10 protein-coding genes and 1 tRNA gene are annotated in these 12043 nt (G+C 69.4%); 6 read left to right on the top strand and 5 right to left on the bottom strand.

Annotated elements, in window-relative coordinates; all coding sequences use genetic code 11:
• The first annotated feature begins 254 nt into the window (after positions 1 to 254).
• Positions 255 to 2144: a von Willebrand factor type A domain-containing protein gene (locus OXG79_13220; GenBank protein MCY3784727.1), complete on the top strand. Its 1890-nt coding sequence runs from the start codon at positions 255 to 257 to the stop codon at positions 2142 to 2144.
• 116 nt (positions 2145 to 2260) lie between these two features.
• Here the strand turns inward: OXG79_13220 and OXG79_13225 are convergent, their stop codons facing one another.
• Positions 2261 to 2584 carry an NIPSNAP family protein gene (locus OXG79_13225; GenBank protein ID MCY3784728.1) on the bottom strand — a complete coding sequence of 108 codons (324 nt, stop codon included), beginning with the start codon at positions 2582 to 2584 and terminating at the stop codon, positions 2261 to 2263.
• An 87-nt stretch (positions 2585 to 2671) separates the two neighbouring features.
• Here OXG79_13225 and OXG79_13230 point away from each other — a divergent pair, with 87 nt between their 5' ends.
• The gene (locus OXG79_13230) at positions 2672 to 3082 is read left to right on the top strand and encodes an NAD-binding protein (protein ID MCY3784729.1); all 411 of its coding nucleotides are present in this window, start codon (positions 2672 to 2674) and stop codon (positions 3080 to 3082) included.
• A 2-nt stretch (positions 3083 to 3084) separates the two neighbouring features.
• Complete coding sequence (locus OXG79_13235) at positions 3085 to 3756, top strand: NAD-binding protein (protein MCY3784730.1); 672 nt, start codon at positions 3085 to 3087, stop codon at positions 3754 to 3756.
• A 37-nt stretch (positions 3757 to 3793) separates the two neighbouring features.
• Here the strand turns inward: OXG79_13235 and OXG79_13240 are convergent, their stop codons facing one another.
• Positions 3794 to 4465 (bottom strand): 50S ribosomal protein L25, encoded by a 672-nt coding sequence (locus OXG79_13240; GenBank protein ID MCY3784731.1) that lies wholly within the window; start codon positions 4463 to 4465, stop codon positions 3794 to 3796.
• A 465-nt stretch (positions 4466 to 4930) separates the two neighbouring features.
• On the opposite strand from OXG79_13240, the gene OXG79_13245 reads away from it, so the two are divergent.
• Positions 4931 to 5689, top strand: a complete 759-nt coding sequence (locus OXG79_13245; GenBank protein ID MCY3784732.1) for a class I SAM-dependent methyltransferase — start codon at positions 4931 to 4933, stop codon at positions 5687 to 5689.
• Positions 5690 to 5739: 50 nt separating this feature from the next.
• Here OXG79_13245 and OXG79_13250 read toward each other — a convergent pair whose 3' ends face one another.
• A complete protein-coding gene (locus OXG79_13250) occupies positions 5740 to 8547 on the bottom strand; it encodes a transglycosylase domain-containing protein (GenBank protein ID MCY3784733.1) in 2808 nt (935 codons plus the stop codon).
• A gap of 403 nt (positions 8548 to 8950) precedes the next feature.
• Between OXG79_13250 and OXG79_13255 the strand changes: the two genes are divergently transcribed.
• A complete protein-coding gene (locus OXG79_13255; protein MCY3784734.1) occupies positions 8951 to 9943 on the top strand; it encodes a Gfo/Idh/MocA family oxidoreductase in 993 nt (330 codons plus the stop codon).
• Positions 9944 to 10040: 97 nt separating this feature from the next.
• Here the strand turns inward: OXG79_13255 and OXG79_13260 are convergent, their stop codons facing one another.
• Positions 10041 to 10646 (bottom strand): DUF4202 domain-containing protein, encoded by a 606-nt coding sequence (locus tag OXG79_13260; protein MCY3784735.1) that lies wholly within the window; start codon positions 10644 to 10646, stop codon positions 10041 to 10043.
• Positions 10647 to 10699: 53 nt separating this feature from the next.
• Between OXG79_13260 and OXG79_13265 the strand changes: the two genes are divergently transcribed.
• Positions 10700 to 11791 carry an FAD-dependent oxidoreductase gene (locus OXG79_13265; protein MCY3784736.1) on the top strand — a complete coding sequence of 364 codons (1092 nt, stop codon included), beginning with the start codon at positions 10700 to 10702 and terminating at the stop codon, positions 11789 to 11791.
• A 142-nt stretch (positions 11792 to 11933) separates the two neighbouring features.
• On the opposite strand, the gene OXG79_13270 is transcribed toward OXG79_13265, so the two are convergent.
• Positions 11934 to 12031, bottom strand: a tRNA-Sec gene (locus OXG79_13270).
• Positions 12032 to 12043 lie beyond the last annotated feature (12 nt).

Here is a 12043-nt window from a genome sequence, read left to right on the forward strand (position 1 = left end):
CTCGGCGCCTGCCGGTCATCCCGACCGGCAGGCGCCGGGACAAGCGCTCAATTCGGAGCGGGCACTGCTTCTTTCGCCAGCCGTCCTTTGTGAGGTTTCTTTCACCGGCTATCCGCTGTGAGTTTCCTGGCCGGGCGGCGTGCGGGCGGCGGGCGCCCGCCCGGGAATTTGGTCACGGTGATGGAACGATTTCGCCCAAAGTGGCGTATTTCTCTATGCAACGCCCCGCGGAGCGCGGGATTGGAGGGCGGATCATGACGGATGCAACGCCTGTTCTGCACGATCGGGACGGCGATCGTGACGAGATCAACCACCAAGTAGGCCAGAGCCACGACGCGGGCGCCGGCCCGGTGGAAGGATCCCGGCCCGTCACGCGGCTACGGCGCAAGATCCTGGCCGCGACTTCCCGCTGCCGGATTGCCGCGGCGGTCACCGGCGCGGCCGTCGCGGTGGCGGTCCTCGCCGCAACGGCCTGCGGCGAAGCGGAAGTTGTCGAAAAGACCGTGACTCAGGAAGTAATCAAGGAGGTTCCGGTCGAGACTGTCGTCACCAAAGCCGTGCACAGGGAGGTTGCGGTCGAGAAGGTGGTAACGAAGGAGGTGGTGCGGGAGGCACCGGTCGAGCGAAGCATGACCCGGCCGTCAACGGCGTCGCGCGCCACGCCCGCGGCCGTTCGTGCGCCCACGGCCCGGCCGGCGGCCACAATCGTCCGGGACGCTCGGCGGCAGCCGGAAGTCGCCACGGCCGAAGATGCGGTCTCCACGTTCAGCCTGGACACCGACCGCACGTCGTACCAGCTGGCGCTCGCCTGGGCGCACCAGGGCTACGAAATCGATCCGGACTCGGTGCGGGCCGAGGAGTGGATCAACGCCTTCAACTATCAATACGCCCTGCCGTCGGACGACTGGGGCTTCGCCATCACGAGCGATCTCGTCACGCACCCGCTGGACGGGCGCAAGCACCTGGCCCGAATTGCCTTCCAGGCGGCGGAAGTGCCGGATGATCGCCCGCTCAACGTCACGCTGGTGCTCGACGCCTCGGCCTCGATGGCGAGCGGGAATCGCATTGACATCGCCCGCGCGGCCGCGGAGGCCATTCGCCGGAGCCTGCGCCCGCAGGACCGCGTGGCCGTCGTGCACTTCACCACGGACGTGATTCGCCAGTTCACCGTGGAGCACAGCGGGCCGGACAACTCCTCGGTGGAGTGGTCGATTTCGCGGCTGGCACCGACTGGCGGCACCAACGTGCAGGCGGGACTCAACCTCGGGGTTCAGCTGGCCGACGCGGCGCGGCGGGAACGGCCGGAGGCCTACAACTACGTCATCCTGATGTCGGACGGCGTGGCCAATGTGGATGCCACCAACCCGTTCGCGATCCTGGAGTCCGCCTACGACCGCAACGCCGGCAACCCGCTGCGGCTGATCACCATCGGCGTGGGAATCACCAACTACAACGACGAGTTGCTGGAGTTGCTGGCCCAGCATGGCAATGGCTGGTACCGCTACTTGGACGACCCCGATCAGGCGCGCAGGACCTTCAGCCGGGCGAACTGGCTGGCGCTGTCGACGCCCTTCGCCGACCAGACGCGGGCCCAGGTGACCTGGGATCCGGACGTAGTCCGGTCGTGGCGGATCGTGGGCTACGAGAACCGGGTCACGTCCGACGCGAGCTTCGCGGAGGACCGCAAGGAATTCGCGGAGTTGCCGTCGGGCGCGGCCACCACGGTCTTCTACGAGCTGGAGCTGCACGACCGCTATCGCGGGCGCGTGGCTGAAGACCTGAAGCTGGGCCGGGTGGAGCTGCGCTGGATCGTCCCGGACACGGGTCAATCGCGCAGCCAGCAGGTCGAGGTCACGGGTCGGAACGACCTCAGCTTCGACGGCAGCCGGGTCGATCCGCTGCTGCGGTTCGGTGGCATCGTGGCGTTGGCGGCGGACCGCTACAGCAGCCTGCCGCCCGGCACGGACTACGGCGCCGCGGATGTGGCGGATGAGCTGGACATTCTCCAGGGACAGCTGCGCGCGCTGCAACGCACGCTCGGCGACCTGGGCGCCTACCAGGACTTCAGCTTCCTGCTGGAGCGGATGGCGGAGCAGGCCTACGCCCAGGCTCCGGCCCCGGCCCGCTCTGGCTACAGCCGCTGACCTATCGGCGCCTGCCGGTCACCCCGACCGGCAGGCGCCGGGGCTGGCGGGGTCACGCGGGACTCGGACGGGCGCCCACAAGGGGCGCCCCTACGGTTTGAATCCGGCTGGGAAACCTACGGCAGCGGCGAATAGTCCGTCGGCTCGAGGAACCGGTTGTGGATCCGGGCCACAATCTGCCCATCGGCTTCCGTGTCGGCCCGGAGTTGCAGCCACTCGGGGTCGCTGATGAAGGCGCCCCATTTCCGCTCGCGGTCGGCCATGTCGGCAAAGCGCGTCAGATACACCAGCCGGTCGCTGCGGCCCACGACCTCGTGCCAGAACCCCACCACCTCCACGCCGTGCCGCTCGAAGAAGCCCAGCGTGTGTTCGCGAAACCGCGCCTCGATGACCGGCATCTTGCCGGGAAGAATCTCGTAGATGCGCAATTCATACAGCATGGTGGATTGACCTCGGACGGCGAGCGCGCGGGAGCGTAGCATGGGGGCCGCGGGGAGCGGGCGGTTTCGTCGGAGAGGCGCGGGGACATGTACGCCATCGTGATCGGCTGCGGACGCGCCGGCGCCGAGATTGCCGCGCGCATGGCGGCCGCCGGTGACTCGGTCGTCGTCATCGACCGCGACAGCCACGCGTTCCAGCGGCTGCCCGACGACTTTGCCGGCACGACGCTGGTGGGAACCGCCATCGATCTCGACGTCCTGGAGGCCGCCGGCGTGGCCCGCGCCGACGTGCTGGTGGCGGCCACCTACGGCGACAATTCCAATCTCACCGCGGTGCAACTGGCGCGCCTCAAATACGACGTGCCGCGCGTCATCGCCCGCGTCAAGGACCCCGTGCGCGCCCGCGTCTTCGCCGACCGCGGCATCGAGACCATCTGCTCCACGGACATCATTGCCAGCGCGATCATGGACCGGCTGGCCGGCTCCCCGGCGGTTTAGGCGTGTTCATCATCATCGCCGGCGGCGGCAAGGTGGGCGCCGCGCTGGCGCACGACCTGCCGCCCGGCGGGCACGAGATCGTGCTCCTCGAGAAAGACCGCCGCAAGGCGCAGGATCTGGAAGACGACCTTGGCGCCTCGGTCGTTCCCCAGGACGCCTCGGAGGGCCGGTGGCTCTCGACGGCGGGCGTGGCGCGGGCCGACCTCGTGATTGCCGTCACTGGCGACGACGAGGACAACCTTGTCATTTGTCAGCTCGCTCGCGCGCTCTCCAAGGGTCGGGCGCGCACCATCGCGCGTCTCAACAACCCCAAGAATCAGGACGCTTTTCGCCTTCTGGAGATCGAGGCCATCGTCAACGCCACCGACCTGGTCATGAGCATGATCGAGCGCGACCTGGGCGCGGCGTCCGTGGTGCACCTCATGCGCCTGCGCTCCGCCGGCCTCGAGCTCGTCGAGCTGACCGTGGCCAGTGAATCAGCCGCGGCCGGGGCGTCGGTCACCGACCTGCAGCTCGAGCAATTGGGCGCCCGCGTGGCCGTCGTGCTGCGCGGCGACGACGCGCTGTTCACGTTCACCGACCTCGTGCTCAGGTCCGGCGATACGGTGGTGGCGGTTGTGGATATCGCGAACGAGAGCGCCGTACGCTCCCGCTTCGACGCCGCCCACTTCTAGACCGTCCCGCCCCCAACCTCCAGGGCGTAACAGCCGACTACGCCGGAGCTTCTTCCTCCGGCGGCGCTTCCGCGGCCTCGCCTTCCTCGCCGGGCTCGATCTCCACCTCGTCGAGGTCGACCTCTTCTTCCTCGAGATCTTCGGCCTGCGCCCGCAGCACGTGCACCGAAATCACCGTTTCGGCGGCATCGCCCACCGGCGCGTACGCGCCGTCCGGCGCCCGTAGGTCGGCCACCACCACCTCGTCTCCCGGAGCTTCCAAGCCGGAGACATCGGCCACCAGCGTCGATGGGATCTCGGTGGGCAGCGCTTCGACCTCCAGCGTGGTTAGCGATTGAATCACCGTCACGCCCATGACCGCGGCGGCCGGCGCCGTCCCTTGCAGCTCGATTCCCACCTCCACCGTCACCGGCCTGGTGAGGTCGACGCGGCGGAACGTCGCGTGCAGCAGGCGGTCGGTGATGATGTCCAACTCGTAGTCGTCGAACAGCACCGCCTCGGTGGAGCCGTCGCATTCGAGGTCGAGCAGCCGGCCGTCGGCCCCATGCCGCACCAGGGTGGCCAGCTCGCGCTCATCCACTTGGACGGCGGTCGACGGCTGGTTCGGCGTAACGAGATTTGCCGGAATCACGCCCGAGCGCCGGAGGCGCTTGACGGCCCGGCCCCGCACGGTGCGGGAGGACGCCTGGAGGCGTGGACGTTCGGGCACTCGGAGTTCCTCTGGGGTGGGTTCGGCGACGACGCCGCAATTGGGAGACGCGGCGCCGGTGCCTCACGCACGAGCCGCGCGCACCACGAGTCTAGAAACGTCGACCCCTCGCGTCAACGCCGGGATCAGCCTCGCAAGGAGTGTTACCAAGTGAGAGCGTGGCGCCTCGGAAGACCGGGTATCGAAATCGGATTGCGAGGGTATGACTGCAGCGGCGGCCAAGGAGTATCTGGTGGCGGTGGCCACGCGCGACCGGGCGGCGTCCAAACGCCGCAAAGGGCATCTGCTGGATGAGGCTAAGCGCGCACCAGGTTGCACCCGAGGTCCCTGATGCGGCAACTCGTGTGACAAACGCTGCGTTCTCAGCATTGCAGGTTCACATGTTTCTCCATACCATCGCCGCCGGTCGCCACCCTTCGACGCCGAGTCAATGGCGACGCGTTGCCCGGCCTCACCAGGAGATTTGTGAGCAACGAGAACCGGACTTCTCTAACCCATCGGCTGCTCAGGCGCCCGGGGCTCGTAACGCCCGGCGTCATCGATCAAACCTATGATCCCGCCAGCCATCTCCTCTATGGCTGGATCGCTGATTGGCTCAACGAAGACTTGGACGAGGCGTGGCTTCTAGATGCTGGATGCTGGAATGCGTCCTTCGGCGTGTATCTGCGGGCCCGCGGGGCCGATGTTCGATATGTGGGAGTCGATCTGAGCCAGCCGGCGCTTGGCTACGCCCGCGGGATCGACCCAAGCCTGCAGGTGCTTCGGGCGGACTTGGCGAATCCCATTCTGCCGTTCCCCTCGGCGACGTTTGACGGCGTGGCACTGATCCTGACCTACGAGCATCTGCCTCGCTTGACCGAGCCTGCGTTGATCCGTGCGGTGGCCGATGTCTTGAAGCCCGGCGGGTGGCTGTTTGTGATCACCGAGCTCAACAGCATCCTCAACCCGCTTGATCCGGCGTGGCCGTTCGGACACCGTCACTATTCGCCCGGCGACCTCGTGCCGGTGTTCCAGCGCGCGGGCCTGGACATTGAGGACATGCGCATCAACGGCGGCGTGTGGCACTGCCTGGAAGTCATCGCCTTCTATGTCGCCAAGCACATTTTTCGACGCCGGCTCCACCGACCGGCCTGGTTGCGCGCGCTTACCACCCGCGAATACGAACCGGCGCCACGTTGGCTGGGATCGCGCCTGTGCTTCAAGTGTCGCCGGCCAGCTGGCTGAGCCAAGGTCCGCGGTGACGCCGTTTCGCGGCGCCAGCATGCATCCGTTGGCTAGCGCACCGTAAACGTCACCGGGTCCGACGCCGTCTGGTTGCCGGCCCGATCCGTCGCGATCGCCCGCAGCGTGTACGTGCCCGGCTCCGCCGTCCAGCGGAGGCGATATGGGGCGCGCTGCACCTCGTCTATGGTCTCGCCGTTCATCTCGTAGGCCACCGCCGCCAATCCACCCGCGTCCTGCCACACCGCCCGCAGCTCGAGCACGCCGGCCGGACGCTCGTCGCCGTTGGCCAGGCCCGCCACCGCCACTGCCGGTGGAGAGTTGTCCACCACGAACCGCCGGAACACCAGGTCCTCGCGTCCATTCGACGCGCGCACCGCCAGTCGCAGCGTGTAGGGACCGTCGGGGAGTTGACTGGTGTCGATCGCCCGCAGCGGCCCTTCCGTCACGGGGCTCCCGCCAACCGTGCCAATGCGAATCCAGCTCCCCGGGGCCGGTCCCGCGCCATAGCGCAGCTCGAAGTCCCTGAATAGGGGTCCGGCCGCCGTCCCCTGGACATCCAGCACGCTGCGCACACGCTCGGAAGGCGCGGGACTGATGATGGCCGCCTGCCCTGACGCGCCGGAGGACGGCGCCGCCGCTTCCACGAAGGCTTCGGGCGGCAGTCGCAGCGGCGATTCCTCCGACAGCGTTCGCTGCCACTCCTCGGCTTCGGTGGGCAGCACCACGAACACCTGCTCCTCCACGTCGTCCCGTGGCGTATCCGGCGTGGCGAGCAGCCCCGTCGGCACGTGAATCTCAAACGCCTGATGCACCATGTCCCGCTGTGCCGGCACCGTGCCGGTGAGGAAAAACTCCTCGCGGGTCTCGGGTGTGAACGGCGATGGCAACAGGCCGGACAGCGCGTCGATCTCCTGCACCACCACCGTCGCCGGCTGCGGCCATGCCAGCGCCGGCTGGCCCTGAAGCGCCGCCGTCATGAACCGCTGCCAAATCGGCGCGGCCCCGCGCACGCCTGTCACCTCGTCCATCGGCGTCCCGTCGGCATTGCCCACCCACACCCCCGTCACCAGCTGGGGCGTGTAGCCAACCGTCAGCGCGTCGCGCGTGTCCTCCGTCGTGCCGGTCTTCGCTGCCGCCGCGCGTCCGGGCAGTTGGAGATTGCGCCGCGTGTTGCCGAATCCGAGCACCCGGGCGTTCTCGTCGCTGAGAATCGACGTCATCAAGAACGCCAGCCCGGGACTGATCACTTGCGTCGCCGCGATGCGGGTCGGCGCCTCCGCCACGTCCGCGAGCACTCGCGCGCTGCAGCCGTCGTCCCCCAGCTGCTCGACCACCCGGCCCTGGGCGTCCAGGATGCAGAGGATGCCCGTGGGCGCGACCGACCGCCCCTCGTTGGCGAAGACGCCGTAGGCGCTCGTCAGCTCGATCAACCGCACCTCGTTGGAGCCCAGCGCCAGCGCCGGGCCGATGCGCGACGGATCCGTCAGCGTCGTGATGCCCAGCCGCTCGGCCATGGCCACCGTGGGACTGAGACCGACGTTTGCATCGATCTGCGTCCGCACCGCCGGGATGTTGAGCGAGCTTCCCAGCGCCGTGCGCAGGCTCACCGGTCCGCTGAACCGCTCGCTGTAGTTCCTCGGCGCGTACGGCTCTTGCCCCGCGATCGGCACGATCGTTGGAATGTCCAGCAACATGGTCGCCGGGGTATATCCCCGCTGCAGGGCGCTGGCGTACATGACGGGCTTGAACGCCGATCCCGGCTGGCGCGGCGCCAGCGTCACGTTCACCTGGCCGTCGATCGTCGCGTCGTTGAAGTCCAGGCTGCCCACCATGGCCAGAACCTCGCCCGTGCCCGGCCGCAGCGCCACCAGCGCCGCGTTCGTCACCGTCTGGTCGGCCAGCGTGGCGACGTGTTCGCGCGCCGCCGCCTCGGCCTGCTGCTGCAGGTCCAGGTCCAGCGTGGTGACGATGCGCCAGCCCTGCCAGCTCACATCCGGCCCGTAGCGCGCCTGCACTTCGTCCAACACGTACTGGAAGAAGTGGGGCGCGCGCACCTCGGCTGCCTGCGGCGGCATGATCGTGATGACCTCGCGGCGCGCCGCTTCCACGCGCGCCGGCGACGCGAGACCGGACTCTTCGAGCCGGTCCAGCACCCGCAGCTGCTCCCGGCGCGCCGCTGCCGGGTCCACGTGGGGATTGTCCGTGGACGGCGACCGCAATAGCCCCGCCAGCAGTGCGGCCTCCGCCAGCGTCACGTCACGCAGCGGCTTCCCAAAATAGGTGCGGGCGGCCGCGGCCACCCCGTAGCTCAAGCTGCCGAAGTAGTTCTGATTGAGGTAGAGCCCCAGGATTTCGTCCTTCGAGAACTGCTCGCTGAGCTGCCACGCCAGCACGGCTTCCTTGACCTTGCGCTCCACCGTTTCCTCGGGCGTGAGCAGCACGTTCTTGACCAGTTGCTGCGTGATGGTGCTGGCCCCGGAGACGATTTCGCCGCCCGCGAAGTTCTGCCACAAGGCGCGCACGATGGCGCGCAGCTCGACCCCCGGGTTCTCGTAGAACGTGGCGTCTTCCGCCGCAATCACCGCCGCCTTCACATCGGCGGGGATCGCATCCGGCGGCACCAGCGTGCGCCGGCCCTGGCCCAACAGCTCGCCCAGTTGACGGCCGCGCCGGTCGACGATCGTGGTGGTTTGAAACAGGCCGGAGCCGACGTCCAGGATCTCCTCGACCTCGGGCACGTCCGTCAGCAGCGTGCTGGCGGCCGCCGCGGCGGCGCCCACTCCGCTGGCCGCAATCACCGCGAACACCAGCGTGCCAGCCAGGATTGCCGCGGCAGCCGCTCCCGTCAGCAACCACACCCAAGCCGCGACCGGGGCGCGCGAGCGCCGGGACCGAATCAGCGAACTCCGCGCAAGCCTTGCCCGCGCGTCTCGATTGACCTGGCGGCCGCCGGAGGGCCGCATCCGCGAGCTTCGCACCCGCACCAGCCTCACTCTCGAAGAACTCCATTCTAAGCGTGCGCGCTTCCCATTCCCGTTACGCCGCCCTTAAGCGGGCACTCGCTGCCGGCGGCAGTCGAAGGCAGCACCAGCGTCAATTGGGACCGCCTGAATGACCGTTGATCGGGCGGTCGCGCCGGAAATGCTGGCGGCGGTGCTGCGATGCGCGTCGACCCTGTCCTGCAACCGTTGCATCCTCGAGTACCCTCGTCACGCACGGTGCCGCTAGCGTCCGTTCGCGCCCTGCGGGGGAAGTGAGGCCATGGTGGGCGACATCAGCGTCGGACTCATCGGATTTGGCGGTTGGACGCGCAGCGCCTACCTCCCGGCGCTGCGCTTAGACGGTCGCGCCAGGGTGGCGGCGGTAGCGGCGCCCAGCGCCGCAACGCGTAACCGCGCCCTTGCGGAGCTCGGGCCGGAAATCGCCGTGTTTTCCTCGGCGCCTGAACTTCTCGCCGCCGCCGACCTGGATGCCGTCACCGTCGCCGTTCCCGACCAGGCGCACGAGCCGGTGCTGGCGGACGCGCTGGCCTCAGGCCTGCCGCTCCTGTTCGAACCGCCCGTGGCCTCCGACCGGCCCGGCGTGGAACGCATGCTGGACGCGCTCCGCGCCGCGCCCCAACTCGTGCACCCCGACCTGGAGCTTTCCTACCTGCCCGTCGTCGCGCGCCTGCGCCAGGCGCTGGACGCCGGCGTCATTGGTCAGCCGCGAACCGCGAACGTGCGGCTGCAAGCCGGGTGGGGCCATCCACCGCGGCACGAGTTGAGCGTGGTGCACATGCTGGCCGGCTGGTATCTGGACATGCTGGACCGCGCGCTCGGCCGCACGGCGCGCCGCGTGCTGGTGCTCAACGGCGACGACGAGCCGGGGCTGATGCAAACGCGCGCCGTCGCTCATCTGGACTACGGCGACGTGCTGGGCACGTTCCAAATCAACATCGGAGCGGTCGGGCCGCTGCGCATCGACCTGGAAGTGAATGGAACCGACGGCGACGTCGTCTGCGATCCGCTGGCGGGCGCCTGGCGCCTGCGCACCCGGGAGTTCCCCCACTGGCGCCTGTCGCGGCAGTCGGCCCTGGAACCGCCGGCCGGCTGGCCCGGCGTCCACGAGTGCCTGCGCGCCTTCCTCGACGCCGTCGAACAGGGAGCGACGAACACCGGCATGCGCGACGCAATCATTCGCCAGCACGAGGTCGGCCTGGCCGCCGATCGGTCCTGCGAAACGGGCAGGTGGGAAGACGTGCGGCCCGCCTAGCCTCAGCCTTCAATCATTCCGAGCGCAGCGAGGAATCTAAGGGGTCGGCCACGGTCACGCCGCCGCTCGGTGCCTCGGGCGCCCACCAGGGGCGCCCCTACGCCGAAGGCGCTGTATCTCCCACCAGCGCCTGCTCCAGCGCCGCCCGGTCGTCGGATGGCAAGTCCAGCTCCAACGCCAGCTCACGGGCCGCGGGTGACATCTTGCGCCAGGTCTTTTGCACGATGTCCGCGATCTTCTCGGCCGGATGCTGCGCCCGCAGGTCGGCGAACTGCGTCTCGAGGAAGACCAGGCAGAGCCCGTCCTCCAGCGTCTGCGCCTCTGGGTCGCGCGTGAGGTTGTGCTTGCGCACCAGCTGCTGGACGCGCGCAATCTCGTCGGCGTCGTAGCCGGCTTCCTGCAAGACGCGGCCGACCTCGGCCGCGTGCATGGCATGCAGCGCCGTGCGCCAGCGCAGATAGCCGCGCCGGCCGCTCGGATAGTCGTCGCGAGGGATGCTCCAGCGGCGGATATGGTGCGCGCGCGCCGCCAGCAGCAGCGCCTCGCCGGCGTCGGGGCGCAGGCGGCGGACCCAGTCCGTGAGCATCGCGGCGTGGGTGAGCTCCTTGGGCCGGGCCTCGCCGTTGACGATCAGCGTGTGCGGATCGTCGGCGTTGGCCGCGTCGATGCGCCGGATGGCGTCGTGAAAGCGCTGGGTGTCCACGGGCGAATTCTCGCACGGGCCGTCGCGCCGCGGCTCGGGTATCGTGCCGCACGATGAGCGATCGGTCGGCGGATGTCGTGATCTGCGGGGGCGGCGTGCTTGGCGCCGCCCTGGCCTACGAGCTCGCCGGACGCGGCGCGCGGCCGCTGCTGATCGAATCACGCGCCGTTGCGTCGGGCGCCAGCGGCAAGGCCGCCGGGCTGCTCTCGCCGGCGTCGGACGCGCGCGCCGCCGGACCGCTGGGACCGCTCTGGCGGGCCAGCTTGGCGCGGCATCACGCCCTGGTCCGCGAGCTGGAGTCCCACGGAGCGCCGGGCTACGGGTTCGAGGAAAGCCCGTCGCTGCTCATCACCGCCAACGCCGCCGAAGCCGAGACGTTGCGGCAGGCCGCCCCGTCCCAGTGGCTGGAGCCCGACGAGGTGCGTGCCCGCTGCGCCTGGATCGACGGTCCTATCGAGGGCGGCCTGCTGCGCGAAGCGAGCGCTGAGATCGAACCTGACGCGTTCACCCAGGCGCTGATCCACGCCGCTCGAGCCCGTGGCGCGGGAGTTGGGCATGGACGCGTGACCGGACTGAGCTTGAACGGCCGACGCGTTGCCGGGGTGCAGGTGAGCGGCGAGCTGATTCGCACCGACGCCGTTGTGCTGGCCATGGGGCCCTGGACCAGCGAGGCCGGGGCCTGGCTCGGGCTGCCCGTGCCCGTCACCCCGCTCAAGGGCCAAATCCTGCGGCTGCGCCTGCCGATCGCCGCGCCTGAAACCCGGTTCTCCGACACCGACGGCAACTACATGGCGCGCAAGGCCGACGGCCTAGTCTACGTCGGGACTACTGAAGAGTCGGTCGGATTCGACGAGACGCCAACCGACACGGCTCGGCGCCAGATTCTGCGCCAGGCCGGCCGCTTCGTCTCCGCGGTGTCGCGGGCCGAAGTCGTCAAGCAGACGGCGTGCCTGCGCCCGCTCTCACCCGACGGATTGCCGATCCTGGGCGCCGTCCCCGGACTTTCCGGCGGATACATCGCCACCGGCCACGGACGCGCGGGACTGCTGCTCGCCCCCGGCAGCGCGGCTGCCCTGGCCGCCCAGATCACCGGCGAGTCGCCCGCCATCGAACTGACGCCCTTCGACCCCGCCCGTTTCGCCTGATAACGCCTTCCCACGCGGCACGCAGCGCGGGCCACCGGGCGCGCATCCCGTTCGTGGTGAGCCTGTCGAACCATGAACGGGCCTTCGACAGGTTCAGAGCGCCCGGCTCGCAGCGGCTCGATGCCATGCGCACTCGCTCGGCTGGCGGAGGTGCATGGGAGTTGAACCCACCTAGGACGCTGACCAGCGCCCCACAACGGTTTTGAAGACCGCGAGAGCCACCCGGCCCCTTCCACCTCCACCGCCACGCTA

Source organism: Chloroflexota bacterium (genome assembly GCA_026706485.1).
GTDB lineage: Bacteria > Chloroflexota > UBA11872 > UBA11872 > UBA11872 > JAJECS01.